Consider the following 21,061-nt stretch of genomic DNA (forward strand, 5'->3'; position numbering starts at 1 on the left):
AAAACGTCACCCCGGATCTGAGGTGACGTCATAACTTCTTTTATTTATCTAAAACTAATTGAACGGCAAGACATATCCTGCTGCAATAGTAAAGAATGTATTATGCAGCTTGATAGGTAGATGGTCCGTAGGTGCATCAATAACGTTGTTCACGCCATAGTTAAACACTCCCCTCACCTGCCACACAGGACTTAAGGCATAGACACCCCCTACATGAACACCAATATCCGTCTTGTTCACTAACTTAGACACGTCAAATGTAGCGCTTGATATCTCAATCTTAGTCGTCGTTGGATCTCCCAAACGTACATATGCATTGTGCACGCCTCCTTCAAAAGAGCGGTGCAATGCACGGGCGATTGAAAAACCACCGAAGAGCGACCATTTTTGATTCAGCTCATAGTGAGCAGACACCGGCAACTCGAGGTACAGGTTATTGAACGAAGATGCTACAGAACCTGTAAAGTAACCTATAAAGCCAGGTATGGGCTGATTTTCAAACTCGATCATCGCTTTAAAGTTCTCTGCAAATGCTCTTGTCTTCATCCCTTTATTGACGAGATTCAAGCCCGAAGAAATCATAAGCTTGTCGTTAACTTTATAAAAAGGCACTTCGACACCTATCGAAAATGGATTCACAGGACGATAACTCTCTACCTCACGGATTTCTTGTGGTATAGAGGCCGGTGTCACACCACCGATATGCACCCCAGCATGTATGATCACACGGTCTATCCCTACCTGCGCGTACGTCGATACAGCCCCCATACAACCTATTAATAGCAATACTATATATCTCATCATTTGATCGTAATCTTAATATCATCCACTAATAACACACTTCCTACAGCCCCTTGAAAGATATCACCATTCTTACTCGAGCTCAACACGATAGCTAACTTATACTTCCCTCCAGCAAATCCCTCCAATTGAGGTACTTTATGGTATTTAAAGCGAATATCAAAAGCTTTAAAATCCTTGGATGTGGTCGCTACCCCATCGTACAATATTGCCGTCGCAACAATACTCTTCTCTGTCTGCAGATTTGTCCCATCCAGATAGTCCACTTTAGTTCTAGACTTCAGTTCGTCCGCATCATAAAGCACGGCTACCAACGAACAAGTATCTTTCACATTCGGCATCGGTGCACTATTGTGGTCTATAACCTGTTTACCTGGAGTGTAGTGGTAGAATCCTGAAAACGATTCAGGTGCCGCTTCTATAGGTCGTCCAAAATGCGTAGAGTTTAACGGGTCGCCCATCACATTCCCAGAATCAAATTCGCCGATGAATATATTACCTGCGGCAATTGGCTTCTTCGCTCCCGCTCCAAAAGCACCCGTAGATTTTGTTTCCAATTTTACGGCAGTCTCTCCACTGTGTGCTGTGGTACTAAACTGCATCGGGTAAAGACCAGGTTGTTTCTTAGTAATCGGTGATATACTAAATACGAAGCCAGCATTGCCTGAATCCCAGGTATCCATTCTACGTCCTTGCCGTAAACTAAAGAATTCCGTATACTTATTTTTATCCTGGATAATATAGTCCTCAAAGTTATACTCCAAAGGCATAAAGGTAACACGCTCATCGGTCATGGTTACCGTATATTTCTTACTGAACTCTCCATTTTCCGAAGTCACGGTATAAATCACCGGTTCTGTAAAATTCTGTACAGAACCACTTGCAGGCACACTTGTAGCACCACGGCTAAGGGTGAACGCAAATGCATACGCTTTTACATTCACTTTTTCATCGTTTGCAAATAGCTTGACCTCATTATTAGTGATTACTGGATCGGCGAAAAAGTCACCCTCTTTAGATACTACGGATAGAATATCTGCTTCGATATTGGGCAGCGCTTTCTTGATGCAACCTGTAAACAAGGATGGTGTCAAGAGCAATAGCATACCGACCAATGACCGAAACAGATGTGAAAATGATTTAATGATCATTTGACTGTGCTAATAATTATGTTATAAGATGAACGATTCCTGATTAGATACCAACAAATTGGAAAGGCTTCGCTGCTTTAAAATTAGCATTAGACAATCCATTGAATGTCGAAAATTCTTTCAAATCAAGCATCATTGTCTTAGCGCCCTCAGCCAAATTAAACTTTTTAAGATCTACCCAGAATGTATTAGGTGTAAGCACTGTTTCAAAATAGTATACCTTATTCTTCTGATCTGCTACAGATCTCCAACGTGTAGATGATATATTAGGTTCTGCTTCAGAACTTATCCCGAATGGAACTGAACAGTTACGTATCACCGAAAACACACTTGCTACTGATGTACGCGTATCCTCTGTCTGCGGAATTGCATTGATATAGTACGATGCACGTACAAAACGATCTGCTGCACGATTTGTACCCGGCAACATTGCAGTACCTGGTACTCCTTCCCAATATTTGTTCAAGGCCAACTGATCACCAAACACCGGAGAGTTAGTCATCACCGTATAGGTCGGGCTGTGGTGGATGACCAATTTACCGTTAATATATTCTAGAATGGCATTATCACCAGTCGCATCCGAGATAGACAAATGTAGCGTTGTGAACTTTTGTGTACCTGGGATATAGTCACTCACCACTACAAATGACTCTTTCCCTAGATCAAGTACAGCTTCCTGTACCGTAGCATAATTATCTAATACATACTGTGCCCAGGCCGATATAGTCAATCCTTGTTTAGTTCCTGCAGGATTAAATTTCGCATACTCAGACTCGACCAGCCAAAGCACATTTGCGACAAGACCTTTTTCATTAAGGCCATCTGTAGTTGCGATATCCCATGCTGATGCGATTACAGACCCATACTTTGATTTCCATTTGACCGATTGGGGGCCTACTTGACCGTTACGTTCCAATCCACGAGGAAACACCCATAGATTGGCTGCAATATCATCCTTCCAGTCCATACTACGTGCTGTAATGATATTACCATTTGGTCCCTTGTAAACTACGCGCGTACAAGCCCAGGCCTGAGCACCCAATAAAGCGCAAGCCGTCAATAGTGATGCGAATACTTTCTTCATATGTAAATTATTTTATGACCTACCAGCAAGTAGATCGGTTTTTTTTCAATGGTAACTTCTACTTTTGGAAAAATATCATATAAGTTAAACTTAACAATAGACCCTAACTGCAACCGAGGCCTATAGTTAGCTTTCCAAGGCTAAATTAGTATTTTAATCGCAGAGCCCGTCGTTATTTTTCCACATTTTTAGAAGTATTTTTTATTATTAAGTACATTGTCAACAAATACCATATCGCTTAACTAATGAACCATGCTACGTTATAAAAGACAAAGCCCGAATAAATCCGGGCTTTGTCTTTTATAAGATATTAACCTTTTTGTATATCAACTAAGATTTTCACTTCTGTAGGATCATTCACCAAGGCTTCAAATCCTTTTACCACAATATCATCTAGACCAATTTTACTAGTTACCAGCTTTTCTACAGGCATACGTCCACTATCGATAAGCGCAATGACCTGCGGAAAAATATTACGATAAGCAATAATTCCTTTTATAGTAATCTCTCGAAGTACCTGATCTAGCGCATTTGTACTCACGGGTTTACCAAATAATGCCACTAAGACCGCTGTCCCTCCGTTTCTTACACTCTCGATACCATTTGTATAGGAAGCCTGTACACCTGCACAATCCAGAAAAACATCCACACCAAGCCCCGTAATAGCCTTTACCTTTTGGGGTATACCATCTTCCTTAGCATTGATAATATGTGTAGCACCTATAGCCTTTGCTTTCTCCAAACGTTTGTCTGCTATATCAGTTACGATCACCGTTGTGGCTCCTGCGGCAAGAGCCGCCTGTACGCACAATAGCCCTATTGGACCTGCTCCCGACACCAATACGGTCTCTCCGATTTTAAGTCCACTCTGCAATACAGCATATACCGCAACAGCAGCAGGCTCTACGAGTGCGCCTTTTTCGAAAGACATTGTATCAGGTATTTTATGCACCATATAATCTTCAACAACCACATACGACGCAAACCCACCATTGCTGGAAAGACCTATAAACCCTAATGGTTCGGACAGATTGTACTCGCCATTCGGAATAAAAGGGCTATCAAAATTTTTGAAAAGAGGTTCCACAACAACCCGATCACCGACTTTCAAATGATGCACGCCCTCTCCTACAGCTTCTACTACACCCGAAAACTCATGTCCTAAGGTAGTTACTCCCTGATGTCCATTCAATGGGTACGGTTGGTCTACCGGAATTAACTGTGGTCCATGTACATACTCATGTAAATCGGAACCACAGATTCCTGCAAACTGAACCGCTATTTTAACCTGTCCTGCTTTAGCCTCTGGAATAGTTGCTGATTCGACCCTGATGTCTTTTGCAGCATACCAACGTGCCGCTTTCATTGTGTTAGCCATATCTTTATCTTTTTTATGGTTTGTATATAAAGGTATTGAGAAATAGCACGCCATACTATGACCTGTGCTCTAGAAATAAATGATCCTTATCACCTATTTCTTTCGCCTCTCCTATATTGCTACATCTTTTCATAAAAAATTTTCATGATTCCTTTGGATCGCCAATAACGATGAACCGAACCCGATTATCGCGGGTGAGCTCTTGAATACCTTCAAAAAAGAATAGTATCATGAAAAAAGTTCTTGATAGCCATTAAACCGAACGAAGAGAGCTCATTGATGCTTTGAAATATACTATAGAATCATTAAAACAGACACTTTCAGAAAAAAACTCTTTTATCAACTACTTCACGTATTTTTGCAATTCAAATTTTATAAAAATGCCTTATCAAACAGTATTTATCGAGTTTTTCGAACACGTAAAAGAAAGCATTAATCAAGGAACCTTTGCCAAATTGACCCTCGCCAAAACGATAGGCAATACAGACCTTAAAAATATATACGTACGGCTCCACATATTAGAATCTGGAGGTTATAATTTTGCATTAACCTTTCGCTATAACAGTCATGAGAGCGAATATTTCCACAGTCCTGACGAAGCATTTGATGTATTAAGAACCTATATCAAAAACCCGTTCACAAGCGCATTGCTATTCACTACAGAAATGGATCTTACGTTTAAAGTCAACAAAAAGAACGCCGGAAGCCTTGTCGAGCAAGCCCCTACGTTTAAACACGCCTCACCTCCCATGTTAGAGATGATAAAGAGAGGCATAGTTCAGATTTAAACCACCGGAGCTGAACTCAATTTTATTAGAAGTTATTTTGTGTCGATATCAAAACCATGTTCTTCGGCGAAGCTTTTCCATTTTTGAAATTTCTTTTCATTTCTAAATGCGGGATCTTCGCCGTAATAATAAACCAAGCGCTGGGTCGCATATTCATAATTCGCATAAGCATTCGCCTGTTCGTAGTACTTAATAGCCTTCTTCAAATCCGGTTTAACTCCCATTCCGTGCTCATAAATAATACCATAATAAATACCTGAATAAGACTGATCATAGTCTTTCTTTAGGTAAACTAGCAAGTTGCTGTAATCCCGCTGCTGATAAAAAATCTCAGATATTTTTTCATAATTGTAGTATCGTAGCTTCTCTGCCTTCTGATAAAAGTCCAAGGCCAAATCATAATTCTGTGCAATATGCTCTCCAAAATAGTGCAAATCACCCAAATTACTAAGTGCCACACCATCCCCTAATTGCGCACTTCTTTCATATGCCTGCATGGCCTTTTTAATATCAAAGGAGTGGCCAATTCCATTCTGATACAAGACACCAATATTATTCCAGGCCACGGGGTTATTCTTCTGTGCGGCCTTTTCGTAGTAAACAATCCCTTTGTGTGGGTCGAATAGCGACGCTAGCTCTGGATCAGTAAGCAATAGTCCTATTTCTACCCAACTATCGATGTCATCCTTTTGAGCGGCCAGCTCAAAGAGACGAAGTGCTTCTTCATATAGCTGATCTCCCTTTGCCTCAAAAGCCATTCTTTTAATCGATTCAACATCCATAAACTGCTCGGGGTCAACACCGACCTGATCTTTCCAGCGGTTGTAAAAGCCAACAAAGTATTCTAAATCTTTACCTCGAAAAGAATACCGGTCCAGATAAATCGATCCATATTCTGTTACTGCAACCAAATCAATGCTTTTATCCTCATTCAGCCTAAACATATTCTTCCCTTGATATAAAAATAACAAACCTTCATCCGGTCTATAATTCAAAGGATTTGAAATATAATCATAGGATTCAGAAGACACATTATACTCAAAATCGAACAATTGATATCCATTCGTTCTTTGAATTGACAAAAATCCATTTTCCAGATAATGAATCTGTTTGATTTCTAATTCAGGAGCTATCAGCCAAGCATCGCTATTGGCATCAAAAAAACCTAACCCATCTACTGTCTCTAGAATAAATGCATTGTTCTTTAACCACACATTAGATGCTGCTTTCACCTTAGTAATAAACTCGCTTTCTAATAAAAAGAGGTGCTTCAAACTGTCGTAGATATACCAGTTTTTGCCTTTACGAATAGCTAACGTTTCAAAGTTGTCAGCCAGTATCAGTTGATCCGCTTCCGCTAGGATAAGATTTCCTACTTTGTCTATCAATCGTCCCTTTTGGTCAAACTTATTTGGCTTTATCCAAAAACAGGCACCTGACTTCACAATACTTCCCTCTAAAAAATCTCCTAAGTAAGCTCCCTTCTTTGTGTAATATCTACGCTTGCTTGTTCCTTTCTGCTTGGTAAAAAACAGTTCCGGGAAATAATCGTATGTATATGCACTTTCAGCTTCCGTAGGGATTATAAGTGCATCTTCATCACTATAAATTCCAAATTTACCATCTTTCTCTACCCCCAAAAATCCATAACTCACTCTTTCTATAGCATCATATTCCGGAGCGACTAACCAACTATTGGAATAAATTTTTAAAACACCATGCTTTCCATTTATTTTCACCTCCCCCAAGGGTTCCTGAGCAAAGTCAAACACATCCGAGGCCTCTTGATAAATTGCAGGAATTCTTTCGTTACCATCGCCCTGCAGATAGCCAAACAAATCGCCTTTCTGAACTACCGATATATTATAATTATAGTCTGCTTCAAAAATATCGTCATAGATGGCTGAAGCTAGAATATTCCCTTTTGCATCCTTCAAGCCAAATTTCCCCGCTTCTTCGAAGATTGTAGCGGAAATTTTCTTATAAGCATGTTCCTCGAAATACCCTAGCCCATATTCAATCCAATCCGTCTCTAAAATTTCAAGGAAGGAAGAATAACCATAGGGTAAAAACAATGCATCCAACAGCGCTAGATCTTGTGCTTCCAACGCTTTTCTATAGCATACACTTTTCTGCTGTATATCCTCCAACCATTCCTTTGCCTGTACTTTATGCTTCTCTTCGTTCATATTGAACACATCGGTAGCATTCAACACAAATGAGTCATAGGGTAGCCCCTCCAGAAACTCAAACATTCTGTTTACAGGTTCATAATAAGCTTTTTTGTAGTGCAACTGATAAGTATCCGCCAGCAAATCAAAAAATTGACGCAATTGAACAATACCTTGCTCCTTATTAGAGAAGAACTCTACCCCTTGCACATGAATCCCCTCTGTCAGTAAAGGATAGAGCAACAATGGAATCTCATAGTTCCATTCTCCCAAATGGGTATCAAATGTCTGATTTGTCTTCTGATCGTAATTGTATAAATAAATACGGTGTGCCATTCGCTAAAATTACGGAATTGTAAGCTTTTGAGTATCCCTTGTTACAGTGATTTTCTACCGTATTATTATAAAAAAGATTTTTCCCCCCTTATACAGGTGTCAGTATAACAGGGGAATCTTATCCGAACTATCCACCTCTCCAGTAGTCAATAATTTTATCAATATACCGAGCCCCCTCAACACCTGTAATACCTCTTTTTCTATTCGTTTGGTCGACTCGATATGCAGCACATTGATATTATCATCCAAATACATGGCTATAGCATGGATATGACGTACCTGCGAATGAATCTCTAGCAAACATTGATTTTTATTTGAGAAAAAATTATTACAGACCGAAAACTCCTGAACAAAACACCTCATGATCTATACCTTACTTATTAAACTGATAACATTGATTTGTATGCCGTTCCGACCAGATGAAACGTCTTCGACAATTCATCTATACTTCGTATGATCTTGACATCTTTGCCTTTCGCTTCCAGGAACAGGGCAAGATCATTAAGAAAACACAAATCTGAATCCACCAGAATAAATGTATTAAACAACGACAAATCCGTTTCAGTAATCAATGGTAGTCGACTGGCGCTAGGATCAATCAAAATACGCATAGAATTCCTTTCTGACCATTGGCCGGCCATAGGGCTGAAATTAAGTGACAATAGTGTACTGACCTCAGATAACTTCATATTAATTGGGTTATTTTCTGTTACAAAAATAGCTCTTTAGAAGCCTAAAATCACTCCACAAAGGACTCCAAAAGGGGGAAAAAAGACGCTAAATAAAACGAATATGAAAAATTGAAAAAAGCAAGAAGATCAGAACAATTCTTCCTTTTTATAGGCATAGGGACTCTTTTGTGTCAGCTTTTTAAAAAACTTACTAAATGCTGCTGGTTCTTTAAAATTCAATAGCTCCGCAACAAGACCGATATTAGAAGAGCGACCTTTCAACAGCACTTTTGCTTCTATCAGAATAACGTTATTGATAATATCCTTAGGAGTCCGCCCCATCGTTTTCTTAATAACTTTACTCAGATATTTCCTACTGATATGCAACTGATCCGCGTAAAACTGTACATCATGATGCTTGTTATAATGCGACTGTACTAAAAGATAAAAATCAGTGGTAATCGTCTCCTCCCGAGAGGTTGGAGTCGATGTACTTCTTGTTTGCCTAAAAAACTCCTCAATCTCATACATAATCAATGAAAACAGGTGCCAGATCATCTCATTTCCGTAAAAGATAGCATTACGAAGATCATTTAAATTCGCCAATTCTACCGTGTAATTATTTAAACGATCATAAAACATCTTGTTATCCTTAATCAGATAGGAAGGATGGTTAGAAAAGCTTTTGATGATATCATTGGATCGGTAGTTAAAGCCCGCATCATTTACCATCTGTGTGTTAAATAAAAGATATTTTGCATTAAAGTCTTTCGACACGAAGTGAATTTTAAAATTCTCTCCTGGTACAATGAAAAGCACATCCCCTTGCCCCATCTCATAGCGGTAATCTCCAACACTATAACAGCTCTCCCCTGCTTCAACCAACATGAGACCAAAATATCCCGTTTTATAAAATTGATTCAGCATCACCTCACTTTGAGCACGGGATTCGTCAAGGATGATGAAATTCTTGTTTCTACAGGCAGATATACCTATATCTAGCAAATCAGCGAATTTCAATAAGATGATGGGACTAGACTTCATAGCACAAACATAAGGAAGAATTACCCCACTTTCGAGGTTAATAAAAAAAATCCCCTACCGAGAGGCGAAGTATAAGATCCTCATCTACTCTAAAAACACCTTTACATGAAAAAAAATATTTTAAGGAAATAAAAGCAACAATTAATAAAATAAATAGCTAACTTAAATGCGTACTAACAAACCTAATTATAAACATGAAGAATAAGCTACTAACAACTCTAGCTGTCTTAGCCTGCTCGTATCCGCAGATTACCCGTGCACAGCAAGTGGCACTATCGGGCAAGGTAGTCGACTCTGATGGCACGCCTTTATCGGCAGTGACTCTTAAAGTCAAGAATAGTAACACGATTACAAAGACAAATGAAAAGGGCCTTTTTACATTTAATATTCCAGACCGTAGTATAATCCTTGTATCCGCCGTTGGTTATGTAACACAGGAAGTCAATGTTGCTGACCGAAACGCACTTCTGATTACCTTACAAACAGACAACTCGCATATTGATGAGGTCGTCGTTACCGCGCTCGGAATAAAACGAAATGAGCGTTCATTGGGCTATGCTGCACAAAAAGTCAGTGCAGAAGACCTCACGGTAAACAAGCAGTCTAACGTTGTGAACGCCCTACAAGGTAAAGTCGCTGGCGTAACCATATCCAGCACAGGAGGAGCTCCTGGTCAAGGAGCCAAAATCCAAATCCGCGGAATCAACTCCATTGATCCTGAGCGCGACAACAACCCGCTCTTTGTAATAGATGGCATTCTGATTGACAACTCTACCGCAGCTACGGGTAATCGTGCCGGCGAACGCGGAATCAGTAACCGTGCCGTAGACATCAATCCCGATGACATCGAAACCATGAACATCTTGAAGGGCGGTGCAGCGACAGCCCTATACGGCTTGCGCGGTGCTAACGGAGTGGTTGTAATCACCACCAAGTCGGGCAAAGAAGGTAAACTCAAAATAAACTACGCGGGACTGGCAGGCTTCGATAAAGCCAACAAATTTCCAGAACTACAAAATGTATACACCCAGGGCTGGGCCAATAAATACGACCCGGAATCCTTCTGGCCTGCATTTGGTCCAACCATAGAAGAAGCCAAAGCAATTGATCCCAGTCATCCCGATGTACTGCGAAACCACTTCAAAGATGCCTTTGATACCGGCAATCAATTCAAGAATAGCATTGACTTATCTGGAGGAAATGAGCATATAACAACTTTAGTCTCCCTTTCGCATCAACAAACGCAAGGTATTATGTCTGGCACCAACTTCAAAAACCTAACAGGAAGGATAAACTCCAACTTCAAAGCCAGTGAGAAGCTAAATTTCGGAACAAGCATGAGCGTCAATAATTCGGGAGGAGTACGAGGCCGGGCAGCTCGATACATGGAGCAACTCGTTTATTGGTCACACCGTCATGATGTACGTCAGGAGATATTTAAACCAGATGGTACACCCGGAGGTTATAGCAGTGACAACGTCAACCCTATTGCCCAAGCGAAAACCAACCATTTTAAAGACGATGTGCTACGTTTTATCGGGAGTGTTAATGCCTCCTACAAACCTTTGAGTTGGTTAGACCTCAATTACAGAATAGGTATCGATGCCTACCGCGACAACCGGAGAGCTACAGCGCCAGGCAGACAAGGTCTTTTAGGAGAATATTCGCTCGACAACAACGGCCTTGCTGCATCTCCAGGCACAGGGTTGATCGGTATATATGACACCCGTTTTCGTACGATCAACAGTACGTTTATAGCAACTGCTACCAAAGAATTCTCCAACGGACTAGCTGCAACCCTACGCCTCGGTCATGATTTATATGATAAATCCACAGATACAGAGAACACAGAAGGAGGTAACCTAACCGTCTACAATCTGTACAATATGAGAAATGCTAAAATTATAGACTCTTGGTCCGAGTCCCTGAAATATCGATTGATGGGAACCTTCGCCGAGCTAGCCTTATCCTATAACAATTACCTATTTCTTAACGTGACAGGACGACGGGATGTCACCTCTTCCCTACTCAGCCCAAACAATGCCTTCTTCTATCCTTCGGTCACAGGAAGTTATGTCTTTAGTGAGCATATACCAAGCAAAGATATTCTATCCTACGGTAAGCTCCGCGTATCCTATGCCAAAATCGGTAAAGATGCCATCGCCTACTCGACCAGCAATGGCAATGCGGCATATAAAGAGTTACCCACAGGATACACCGGATTCACACGCTCTAGCCTACTAGGCGACGAGAATCTACGTCCCGAGTTCACACAGACCTATGAGGCTGGTTTTGAATTAAAATTCCTAAACAATAGATTGGGGTTAGATGCTACATTTTATCACTCTATAAGCAAAGATCAGATTATGCTAACTCCTGTCTCTTCGACAACGGGTCATGTCAATGCGGCTATTAATGCTGGCGACCTACGTAATCGGGGAATAGAACTAACAGTTGATGCGACACCGATCAGCAAAGAGAATTACCGTTGGTCCTCAAGCTTCAATTTCTCTATGAACAGAAACAAAGTATTGTCACTTTATGAAGGCCTAGATGAGATACTTGTGGCCGAAGAAAGCGGCTACTTGAGCAGTAATGTTCAAATGAGATTAATCCCTGGGGAATCTTACGGTGTATTATATGGACGTGCATTAAGACGTTACTATAGTCCAGAAGAAATTGCCCAAGGTTTAGATAAGAGCACACAGATCGATCCTAACCGCCCGCTATTGATTGGCGCAAATGGATTTCCGATGTTAGATAATGCGGCCAATAAAAAGAAACTCGGCAATGTACAACCCGATTGGATTGCAGGCTGGAACAACAACTTCAGCTACAAAAACATCAGTCTGAATGTACTTATTGATGCTCGTATCGGGCAGGATCGCTATAATCAGCTGGACAACCACTTAGCCTCATTTGCATATTCTAAATATACTTTAGACCGTAACGACCATCGGGTCTTCGAAGGAAAACTTGCGGACGGTACAGTCAATACCAAGGAAGTATGGCTGGGACAGGGAGTTGACCCACAAACAGGGACAGACTACAAAAATGGCTATTATAGAGACTTATACCGTGGTGTGTCGGAATACTTTGTAGAAGATGCTTCATGGGTCAGACTACGCTCTGTATCGGTCAATTACCGTATTCCGAAACGTTGGTTACCAAGCAATAATACCATCAAGAACGCTTCCATTGGCTTTACGGGCAATAACCTTGCCTTGTGGACCAAATATTCAGGACTGGATCCGGAGAGCTCTTCCACCCATAGTGGTTCAAATATCGACGGATTTGCCGGTATGACCTACCCCGCTGTTCGTAGTTTTATCATGAGTATAAATATCGGTTTTTAAGTATTGAGATTATGAGAAAGAAAATAAGTTCCCCCCTATTATATACGCTGCTTTGTGTAGGACTTTCTGTCAGCAGTTGCGGCGACTACTTTAAGTTAGATGAAAATCCTAATCTAGTCACTAACCCTACTATAAACGGTATACTAACGACTGCAACACATAAAGCAGCCATGAATAGTTACCGAGCGGCCTACATCACCACCAATTATATGCAGTATACCGCTAGTGTCACACCGGGTAGCTCAAGCGACAACTATGAACCGACCAATCCTGCCAGCGCCTGGGATAATCTGTATTATTCATTATCGGATGCCTATGACCTGATGAAACGAGCAGAAGAACAGCAAGCACCTCATCATCTCGGAATCGGTCAGGCATTAATGGCTTATCAACTGGGACTGGTAGCTGACTTTTGGGGCGATGCCCCCTATTCAGAAGCCTTTGGCAAAGTAAAAACACTACAGCCTAAATATGATACGGAAGAAGAGCTCTATAAAGCACAGGTCGATTTACTTGACCAAGCTATAGCCAATTTAAAGAAATCCAACAGCGTATTATTTAGCGAAGGTGCAGACCTTATCCATGCTAATAATCCTACGCAATGGTTAAAAACAGCTTATGCTCTAAAAGCTAGGGTACTGAATAAAGTCAGTAAAAAAACAGTCTATGACGGGAAGGCTATCCTCGCAGCCATTGACAACGCGTATCAGCGTAACGGTGACGATGCAGGAATGGCCGTATTCAAAGGAATGAACCCTTGGGCACAAGTTGCTACAAACAACGACAATCTGGATTTGGACGGTTGGTTATCAGCCAACTTTATTGATCATATGAATGGCACCACCTATGGACAGGAAGATCCTCGTATAACTTACATAACAGAAAAATCTGTCGTAGGCAATATTTACATCGGCACCCGCAATGGTCAGGGTAATACCGGTTCCAACACGATAAAGGACGAGTGTTATATCAGTAAAAAATCCCCCCTTACTTCGCCCAGTTCACCTGTGACAATAGTATCCTATGCAGAGATCAAAATGGTAGAAGCCGAGGCGGCACTACGTACTGGCAACCAAGCTAGAGCGTATAAAGCTTACGAAGAGGGAATAAAAGCCCATTTTGAAAAATTGGGCGTACCACAAGCAGAATTGACGGCTTATTTGAACCGTCCTTACGTAGGTGTGGGTGAAAACAATCTGAAACTATCTGATGTCTTTCGGGAGAAGTATACTATCACCTATTTGAATCCTGAAGGTTGGAATGACTTACGCAGGAATGACTATCAACTGAAGGACTTTCAGATGCCCGTCAATGCTAAGCTTCCTACCTTTATCAGAAGACTCGCATACCCTTCGTCCGAGCGTGCCGAAAATGGCAACAACGTCCCCGCGCAACCATCCTTAGATACCAAACTTTGGTGGGACAAACCATAAACTAAATACCGGAATTGTACAAGCTATACAATTCCGGTATTTTACCATCTATCCCTTCCCTAATGGAAACCTGTCCACCATTCAAAAATGCAACAGGATAAAATTAATTATGTTAAATAATAAAAGCCAAATAGCGAAATGTTACAAGGCATTCCGCATAAAGCGAAGCCAATTGCCATTTGCAATTTTTATGATATCGCTCTCTTTGTACCCCCTATTTGCTAGGATCGGAAATACTTTCTGTATATCAGCAATAGTTTCTAAATCATAGGGACACTGCTCCCTTCCAAATGCACCGTCCAGATCACTACCTACTGCCACATAATCGGTACTCCCTGCAATCTGACAGATATGATCTATATTATTGGCCATGATCTCCATATTACAGCCTGTTCCTTTAGGAGTAGACTGACCTCTCACCCAATTGGGAACCATCATCCAGGCATCCAGAGCGACACCGATTACAGCATTTCTTTCGATTAATGCTTTGATCATATCATCGCTAAACTGTCTATTATGATCCACAAATACCCGACAATTATTATGGCTCGCCCAAATAGGACCTTTATAACGATCCAGTGCATCCCAAAAAGCATCATCATTGAGATGAGTAGCATCCAATATCATCCCTAATCGATCCATCTCCTTTAGCAACTCCACACCATCGGCATTTAACCGACCTTGGGCATCCGTGCCATTGGCATATCGTCCAGGCCCATAATGTGCTGGTCCTATAGCCCGTAGTCCATATTCATACGCGCGCTCCACATAACTTATATCCACCATCGAGTCTGCTCCTTCCAAGCTCAATATATAACCGATAGGCTTATCCGCATTGTCCGTCCCATCAGTCCAGCTAGCAACATGTTGATCCAGCTGTTGCTTATTTTGAATCATGCACAAATGTCCCCCTTGTTCCATAGCCTTATACCAGGCCAACTGCCCCTGTGTCTGTGCCCAAGCCTGCTCGGCCGAATACCATCCTGGCAGGGTACTACCAGGCTTTACATAACGAGCGATCTGTGTGGCTACCACCAGACCTATATTGCCCCGGCGTAACTCATCAAATGTAACTGTAGCCTTACTCCTATCAGGCTTATCGGATAGGCCTTCCTCTCTTGCATTAAGTTCCGCTATAGAAACGCGTAAATCACGGTTCCATTCCATAGCATTCATACCGAGGTCGAGATGCCCGTCTATTAAAAATAGCTGTTGTCTGTCCATTCTTTTAAATACTAAGTTTTCTATTTCTTGCTATTACAGTCCATTCCTTCTTGACTTCGCCCTCACTTATCACAGATACCTGCTGATAGAGATTTACAGTAGGGCAGATATGTGTTGGTACAGCATATAAAACCATACCTAAGGGGTATTTTTGGCTATCGTCCACTATCAACACCATATGTTCTTCACTCTGAAACAAGACCTCAATATGGTCTCCATTTAAAAACGATACCCGAGGCAACGGTGGATCTGACGCCACCGCCTTATAACCTAAGTCTACACAGATCTGTATGGGACTGATAACAGCGATAACTCTGGTCAACAGCACAGCTGCATAATCGAATTTTTGATCCGGCACACGTTGTCTGTATCCCCAATCCCAAAAAACAAATGTTCCGGGACTACAAACCACATCCTCCCTTAGGGAATGGCTTGAAAAAGAGGGACTCCCCCCTATGACCATATCCATTGGAGACGGATAGCGTCGTTGCAAATACGTGACGGCTTCTTTCAATATTCGGTAACTCTCGTCAGCCTCCCGCTTACGTATAGATACATCTGGATTACTAATGTGTCCGTCATAACCGTGTACCCCTTTCAGGGTCAGCAGTGGATGCTGATCTATATGGTCACAGAGCTCTTCTAAAACTGTCAGTGATGCACCTGTACGGCCCATTCCTAAATCGATATCAAAATATACCGAAAACCTCAACTTCTCCTTCCCAGCATAAGCTCCCATCTCATCTAATGCCACAGGATTATCCAAAACACAAGAAAACTCCGTATTGGGATAAGTCCGCACCAACTTCCCCCACCTGCTTAATTTGGGCCCTACAGGCTGATAAGCCATCAGCACATCCTTGGCATTGACCAATGCCAACATTTCTGCCTCAGCTATCGTGGAGCACTTAAACTGTTCTATCCCTTCCTCCATCATCATCCTACATACCTCGATCATCTTATGAGTCTTGACATGGGGCCGTAAACGCTCACAATGTCCATCAACCATACCTTTAATCAGTTGGATATTGCCTTTTATACGTTCAGGATATACCAAAAGCGCCGGAGAGTCGATACTATCCGGATCTGCTACTTCATACCATTGCTGCATGGCCTAATCTTCATGTAGTTCAAAGAGCGCCTCGATTTCAACCGGGATATTATCCGGCAAAGAACCAAATCCAACCGCACTGCGGGTTCCAATTCCGTTTTCATTACCCCACACCTGTGCAAATAATTCGCTACAGCCATTGATAATATAGGGGTGCCTTTCAAAATCTTCCGTACAGTTGACCATACCTAAGACCTTAATTACCCTTTTTATCCTATTCAGTGAACCTAGGTTAGTTTTTATAGTAGACAGCATAGTCAGCCCTACCTGCCTGGCAGCGTCCTTTCCTGCTTCCATATCGATATCCCGACCGATACGCCCTATAATTAAACTGGCATCATCCTGAACAGGTCCATGTCCAGAGAGGTATAGGTATTTTCCATCAATTACATAGGGCTTATACACACCTTTAGGTGCCGGTGCTGGAGGCAGCGATAAACCTAATTTTTCAAACTGTACATCTGCGTTCTGTGTCATTTTTCGTGTTGTTTGTTTTAATATGATTTAGTTATGCAATAATAAAAGACAATAAGAGGACAGCAGCTAGCCCTACAATAGAAACTATTGCTTCCATAACAGACCAGGAGCGTAACGTATCTTTCACCGTTAATCCGAAATATTCTTTAAACATCCAGAATCCGGCATCATTGACGTGCGAGAACATCAGACTGCCCGCTCCGATAGCCAATACCATAAGATTTGGATCCACCTGTGTAGCCTGTGTCAACGGCAGTAGTACCGTTGCCGCCGTCAATGCGGCGACCGTTGCAGAACCTACACAGCCGCGAATAATAGCGGTTATGATCCAGGCAAGGATCAAAGGATGTATAGCGAGAGACTTTAGGCTCTCAGCCAGTAGAAGGCTCACTCCGCTCTCCTCCATCACTTGTTTAAACACACCAGATCCCGCTATAATCAACAATATCATAGCGATATCTTTGACTGCATCCCCGTACACCGACATCACCTGCGTAATGGAGCGTCCCTGTTTAATGCCTAGCGTAAATGTTGCCACAAAAATAACCGCTAGCATCACGATTGCTGGTGCTCCAAGAAATACAATAAGCTCCTGCAAAAAAATATTGGAGGCTGGGATACAATAAGGCAGAATAGTAAAAAGTATCAAGAGAAAGACAGGTAGCAATGCCGTCAAAAAACTGAGGCCTACTCCAGGTTTGCGAAATAGCGTTGTAGTGGTTGGCTGTTCATTGGGCTGAAAGATATTTTCACCGCTACTACTAATATTTTTAAGTGTCTTTCCAAATATAGGCCCCCCAATTATAATAGCCGGAACGGATACGATCAGACCATAAATCAATGTCAATCCCATATTAGCGTCAAACAATACCACTAAAGCGACAGGCGAAGGATGTGGAGGAATAAATCCGTGAGTCACCGATAGCGCCGCCAACATGGGTAATCCAATATAGACCGCAGGGAGTTTATATTGATAGACAATAGAAAAAATTAGTGGTACCAATAACACGAATCCTACCCCATAAAACAAAGGTATACCCACTATAAACCCTGTAACCGCCATTCCCCAAGGGAGATACTTTTCGCCAAATAGCCGTACCATCACGGTTGCGATATTCGCGGCGGCCCCGCTCTCTGCAATAATTTTGCCCAACATTGCTCCTAATACAATAATGAGAGTCAACCCACCCATAATAGCAGATATCCCTTTTTCAACAGTAATAGGTATCTTCGATAATGGTATCCCCAATGCCATAGCAGTCAGTATCGATACAATCAAAAAGGAAAGAAAGGCATTAATCTTTAAATAACTTATGCTGACGATCAACAATAAGAGGCTCAAAAGTACAATTAGGAATACCATCTCGTTTATAAATCAGTTGTTGTGGTTTAGGAGGCATCGGTTAGATACCTGTGGTTAATTATTTTCTCTAATATAATAATTATCAACAAAATAAATCAGAAAATAATTAAATATCATCTAAATACAGCCGCTCATCTTTTGAAATGGTCTTGAATGCCTCCCTTCCCCTCTAACATTAAACTGATTTAAAAATCAAACAGGAGGTATAGGATAAATTTTATTATGTTAAATAAGAAAGAAATAATAAAGGGAACAACTTTGCTCCCTTTATTATTAAGACTATAGTAATTCGCTTAATTTTCTTTCCAGCTCACCTCCGTGAAGGTTCTTCGCTATAATTTTACCATTAGGATCTATGAGAAAATTCTGCGGGATAGCTTTAATACCGTACATAGCGGTAACTTCGGAATTCCACCCTTTCAACTCACTGACGTGATGCCAAGGCAGTCCATCCTTCTCTATAGCATTCAACCAATCTTGTTTTTTACCTTCTTTGTCTAGAGAAACGCCCAAAATAGTGAAGTTCTTGTCTTTAAAAGCATAGTAAGCTTTTACCAGATTCGGATTGTCTGCGCGGCATGGTCCACACCAGGATGCCCAAAAGTCGACCAACACATATTGTCCTTTGAAATCGGCTAAACTGATTATGCGTCCTTCTGTATCGGGCTGGCTGAACAAAGGCGCTTGCTTTCCTACCCCTACTAGCTTGGTCACTGCAATATCTGAGGCCAGCTGCTTTCCTTCCTGCTGTGCCTGTAACTGTGGAGACAACGATAACAGCAATGGCTCGATATAATCCGTATCAATATCATATCCCGCTAATTCTTTTAATGCCAAAAGACTGAAAAAAGAACTTGGGTGAGTTTTTATATATTGTTCCTTTGCTTTATTACGTTCCTGCTCTAGTTTTTCTATACGATCAGCAACCTCCTTCATTCCAGCGGCATCGCCCCCTTGTTGTTGATAGAACTTTGAACGCTCGGCCATAAGTTCGTCCATTTGTTTATCCAGTATTTGCATATGCTGCGCATAACCTGCATAATCCCGTTGTATAGCCGTTCCTACAATTTTAGCATCCGCGATTTTCTCCTTAAAATCTACTTTAGTTGCCCCTTTGTCGACATATAGATTGACTTTGTCCCAAGCACCGACACGGCCCTTGCTGAAAAAAGAGGCACCCGATGGCGAATAGTATAAATTAACCAATGTCGCTTCGTTGGCTTTACCTTTATAGGTCTGTACCTTTCCATTAAACACCAAGGAATCCAACACCAACTGCCGATCTACAAAATAACGAACAAAGACTTTTGCTGTCTTTGGCGCATCTTTTCCCGGTTTAATCTGAATACTAAAATCATGCTCCTGCGCAGACGCACTATTAAATGCTAATGCACTAACAAGTAAACTCCAAAATATCTTCTTCATCGTATCTATTGATTTATAGTCACTAAATAGCTTGTGCTCTAGCTAATAATGCATCGGCTATCTTTACAATTTTAGAGGTCTCTAGCTCTGCCAAAGCACGTGCGGCTTCAGCAGCTTTCACCGCTTCTTTTTTCTTTTTTAAGGTGATACAGATCTCTGCAAAAGTACCTTGATTGGAATAGGAGTTTTCATTTAGGGTTACGGCTTGCTTTGCCAGTACATAAGATTGCTTCAATACTTTTGCAGAAGGCTCTTTGCCAGCTCCATACTTGCCCGAATAGCGTCGAGCGATAAAGCTTAACCGCTCGTCCTCCTGTTTAAACAAACCTTTGCGCAACTGATTTGTGTAATCGATAAATTCCTTATCCGTGCCATGAGCTCCTATCCATTCGACCTTAAACATTGCCGCATCGACCTGACTCGCCTCGTCCGTTTTACTCGAAAAATAAGCTAACCCTTCTTTAAATTGTGCCTCATCCTTAGTGCGGATATAATCATACATAGCATATTTCATCAGATGAGCTTCTTTTTTCTCAAATGCCTCTGCAGAAAGTATTCCTTTGAAATATGGGCGATTATCCATAAAGAATTTACCATACTTATCTTTTGGACTCTGTCCAAATAGCTCAATAATATTCCAGCCTGCTTCAGATTTTAAGAATGAAGGATCAGCAATTTCATCCAAAGCGCTTTTCGCTTCTGCTGTCGAAGCGGGATCTACCTTGGTCATTGTTGTGATATAAGCAGCTAAGAAACTAGGGCTACGCTCACCTGTCTCATAACGGGCGCGGATAGTCGGAATCTGAAAATCAGTATCTAATGCACGCTTGCCCTCGGCGATAAATTCCTGTATTTCCATCCGGGACTGCGAGCGATACATTAACTCACCTTCAGTATCCAAAAACAAATAAGTCGGAAAACTACGGATATTGTACTGCTTGGCCACATCGATCCCTTCTCCTACCTCACAGTCAAACTTGATATTGATAAAGTTATCATTATAAAACTTTGCTGCAGCGGCCTGATTGAATACATTGCCTTCCATCCATTTGCAGGGTGCGCACCAAGAGGTATAACCATCAATAAATATCAACTTGCCACTTGCCTTCGCTTGTGCTTTGGCTTCAGAAAGGCTTATTTTCTGAAAATTGATAGCTTCTTGGGCCTGTACAACAGTACAAGCCACAAAGAAAACTAAACTAAATATAATACGGTTCATAGGTATTAATTTGCTTTTAAAATATTAAA

General features: G+C 41.4%; 17 protein-coding genes. 3 read left to right on the forward strand and 14 right to left on the reverse strand.

Features of this window, described 5'->3' with window-relative positions:
• Positions 1–54: 54 nt before the first annotated feature.
• The 4 genes from JKG64_RS05475 to JKG64_RS05490 all read right to left on the reverse strand — a co-directional run bounded on the left by JKG64_RS05475 (position 55) and on the right by JKG64_RS05490 (position 4,414).
• Positions 55–804, reverse strand: a complete 750-nt coding sequence (locus tag JKG64_RS05475) for a porin family protein (protein WP_210353319.1) — start codon at positions 802–804, stop codon at positions 55–57.
• Positions 801–1,952, reverse strand: coding sequence for a PCMD domain-containing protein (locus JKG64_RS05480; protein ID WP_210353320.1), 1,152 nt, complete (start codon positions 1,950–1,952; stop codon positions 801–803). The genes JKG64_RS05475 and JKG64_RS05480 overlap by 4 nt, the downstream gene beginning before the upstream one ends.
• Before the next feature lie 43 nt (positions 1,953–1,995).
• Positions 1,996–3,036, reverse strand: coding sequence for a linear amide C-N hydrolase (locus tag JKG64_RS05485; protein WP_210353321.1), 1,041 nt, complete (start codon positions 3,034–3,036; stop codon positions 1,996–1,998).
• A 310-nt stretch (positions 3,037–3,346) separates the two neighbouring features.
• On the reverse strand, positions 3,347–4,414 hold the full coding sequence (locus tag JKG64_RS05490; RefSeq protein ID WP_246512483.1) for a 2,3-butanediol dehydrogenase: 1,068 nt from the start codon (positions 4,412–4,414) through the stop codon (positions 3,347–3,349).
• Between the two features lie 380 nt (positions 4,415–4,794).
• Here JKG64_RS05490 and JKG64_RS05495 point away from each other — a divergent pair, with 380 nt between their 5' ends.
• On the forward strand, positions 4,795–5,202 hold the full coding sequence (locus JKG64_RS05495) for a hypothetical protein (protein WP_210353322.1): 408 nt from the start codon (positions 4,795–4,797) through the stop codon (positions 5,200–5,202).
• Between the two features lie 32 nt (positions 5,203–5,234).
• Here the strand turns inward: JKG64_RS05495 and JKG64_RS05500 are convergent, their stop codons facing one another.
• From JKG64_RS05500 to JKG64_RS05515, 4 genes are all read right to left on the reverse strand, one after another.
• Entirely contained in the window at positions 5,235–7,709 is a 2,475-nt protein-coding gene (locus JKG64_RS05500; RefSeq protein ID WP_210353323.1) for a tetratricopeptide repeat protein, read from the reverse strand.
• A 99-nt stretch (positions 7,710–7,808) separates the two neighbouring features.
• Positions 7,809–8,009 carry a hypothetical protein gene (locus JKG64_RS05505; RefSeq protein WP_210353324.1) on the reverse strand — a complete coding sequence of 67 codons (201 nt, stop codon included), beginning with the start codon at positions 8,007–8,009 and terminating at the stop codon, positions 7,809–7,811.
• Between the two features lie 80 nt (positions 8,010–8,089).
• Positions 8,090–8,398, reverse strand: coding sequence for a hypothetical protein (locus JKG64_RS05510; protein WP_210353325.1), 309 nt, complete (start codon positions 8,396–8,398; stop codon positions 8,090–8,092).
• Between the two features lie 129 nt (positions 8,399–8,527).
• Positions 8,528–9,424, reverse strand: a complete 897-nt coding sequence (locus JKG64_RS05515; protein ID WP_210353326.1) for a helix-turn-helix domain-containing protein — start codon at positions 9,422–9,424, stop codon at positions 8,528–8,530.
• 194 nt (positions 9,425–9,618) lie between these two features.
• On the opposite strand from JKG64_RS05515, the gene JKG64_RS05520 reads away from it, so the two are divergent.
• Together JKG64_RS05520 and JKG64_RS05525 are read left to right on the forward strand one after the other, a co-directional pair.
• Entirely contained in the window at positions 9,619–12,780 is a 3,162-nt protein-coding gene (locus tag JKG64_RS05520) for a SusC/RagA family TonB-linked outer membrane protein (RefSeq protein ID WP_210353327.1), read from the forward strand.
• Positions 12,781–12,791: 11 nt separating this feature from the next.
• Positions 12,792–14,213: a SusD/RagB family nutrient-binding outer membrane lipoprotein gene (locus JKG64_RS05525; protein ID WP_210353328.1), complete on the forward strand. Its 1,422-nt coding sequence runs from the start codon at positions 12,792–12,794 to the stop codon at positions 14,211–14,213.
• A 141-nt stretch (positions 14,214–14,354) separates the two neighbouring features.
• Here the strand turns inward: JKG64_RS05525 and JKG64_RS05530 are convergent, their stop codons facing one another.
• The 6 genes from JKG64_RS05530 to JKG64_RS05555 form a co-directional block, all read right to left on the reverse strand.
• On the reverse strand, positions 14,355–15,437 hold the full coding sequence (locus JKG64_RS05530) for a dipeptidase (protein WP_210353329.1): 1,083 nt from the start codon (positions 15,435–15,437) through the stop codon (positions 14,355–14,357).
• A gap of 4 nt (positions 15,438–15,441) precedes the next feature.
• Positions 15,442–16,548, reverse strand: coding sequence for a D-TA family PLP-dependent enzyme (locus JKG64_RS05535; RefSeq protein WP_210353330.1), 1,107 nt, complete (start codon positions 16,546–16,548; stop codon positions 15,442–15,444).
• A 3-nt stretch (positions 16,549–16,551) separates the two neighbouring features.
• Complete coding sequence (locus JKG64_RS05540; RefSeq protein WP_210353331.1) at positions 16,552–17,025, reverse strand: RidA family protein; 474 nt, start codon at positions 17,023–17,025, stop codon at positions 16,552–16,554.
• Positions 17,026–17,056: 31 nt separating this feature from the next.
• Positions 17,057–18,388, reverse strand: coding sequence for a gluconate:H+ symporter (locus JKG64_RS05545; RefSeq protein ID WP_210353332.1), 1,332 nt, complete (start codon positions 18,386–18,388; stop codon positions 17,057–17,059).
• 279 nt (positions 18,389–18,667) lie between these two features.
• Positions 18,668–19,813 carry a TlpA disulfide reductase family protein gene (locus tag JKG64_RS05550; RefSeq protein WP_210353333.1) on the reverse strand — a complete coding sequence of 382 codons (1,146 nt, stop codon included), beginning with the start codon at positions 19,811–19,813 and terminating at the stop codon, positions 18,668–18,670.
• A 22-nt stretch (positions 19,814–19,835) separates the two neighbouring features.
• A complete protein-coding gene (locus JKG64_RS05555; protein WP_210353334.1) occupies positions 19,836–21,032 on the reverse strand; it encodes a thioredoxin family protein in 1,197 nt (398 codons plus the stop codon).
• Positions 21,033–21,061 lie beyond the last annotated feature (29 nt).

Source organism: Sphingobacterium tabacisoli (assembly GCF_017908035.1).
Lineage (GTDB): Bacteria > Bacteroidota > Bacteroidia > Sphingobacteriales > Sphingobacteriaceae > Sphingobacterium > Sphingobacterium tabacisoli.

Excerpts from the sequence above, each read along its gene's own strand:
- JKG64_RS05475 (WP_210353319.1), bottom strand. The coding sequence starts at position 804 with ATGATGAGATATATAGTATTGCTATTAATAGGTTGTATGGGGGCTGTA.
- JKG64_RS05480 (WP_210353320.1), bottom strand. The coding sequence starts at position 1,952 with ATGATCATTAAATCATTTTCACATCTGTTTCGGTCATTGGTCGGTATG.
- JKG64_RS05485 (WP_210353321.1), bottom strand. The coding sequence starts at position 3,036 with ATGAAGAAAGTATTCGCATCACTATTGACGGCTTGCGCTTTATTGGGT.
- JKG64_RS05490 (WP_246512483.1), bottom strand. The coding sequence starts at position 4,414 with ATGGCTAACACAATGAAAGCGGCACGTTGGTATGCTGCAAAAGACATC.
- JKG64_RS05495 (WP_210353322.1), top strand. The coding sequence starts at position 4,795 with ATGCCTTATCAAACAGTATTTATCGAGTTTTTCGAACACGTAAAAGAA.
- JKG64_RS05500 (WP_210353323.1), bottom strand. The coding sequence starts at position 7,709 with ATGGCACACCGTATTTATTTATACAATTACGATCAGAAGACAAATCAG.
- JKG64_RS05510 (WP_210353325.1), bottom strand. The coding sequence starts at position 8,398 with ATGAAGTTATCTGAGGTCAGTACACTATTGTCACTTAATTTCAGCCCT.
- JKG64_RS05515 (WP_210353326.1), bottom strand. The coding sequence starts at position 9,424 with ATGAAGTCTAGTCCCATCATCTTATTGAAATTCGCTGATTTGCTAGAT.
- JKG64_RS05520 (WP_210353327.1), top strand. The coding sequence starts at position 9,619 with ATGAAGAATAAGCTACTAACAACTCTAGCTGTCTTAGCCTGCTCGTAT.
- JKG64_RS05525 (WP_210353328.1), top strand. The coding sequence starts at position 12,792 with ATGAGAAAGAAAATAAGTTCCCCCCTATTATATACGCTGCTTTGTGTA.
- JKG64_RS05530 (WP_210353329.1), bottom strand. The coding sequence starts at position 15,437 with ATGGACAGACAACAGCTATTTTTAATAGACGGGCATCTCGACCTCGGT.
- JKG64_RS05535 (WP_210353330.1), bottom strand. The coding sequence starts at position 16,548 with ATGCAGCAATGGTATGAAGTAGCAGATCCGGATAGTATCGACTCTCCG.
- JKG64_RS05540 (WP_210353331.1), bottom strand. The coding sequence starts at position 17,025 with ATGACACAGAACGCAGATGTACAGTTTGAAAAATTAGGTTTATCGCTG.
- JKG64_RS05545 (WP_210353332.1), bottom strand. The coding sequence starts at position 18,388 with ATGGTATTCCTAATTGTACTTTTGAGCCTCTTATTGTTGATCGTCAGC.
- JKG64_RS05550 (WP_210353333.1), bottom strand. The coding sequence starts at position 19,813 with ATGAAGAAGATATTTTGGAGTTTACTTGTTAGTGCATTAGCATTTAAT.
- JKG64_RS05555 (WP_210353334.1), bottom strand. The coding sequence starts at position 21,032 with ATGAACCGTATTATATTTAGTTTAGTTTTCTTTGTGGCTTGTACTGTT.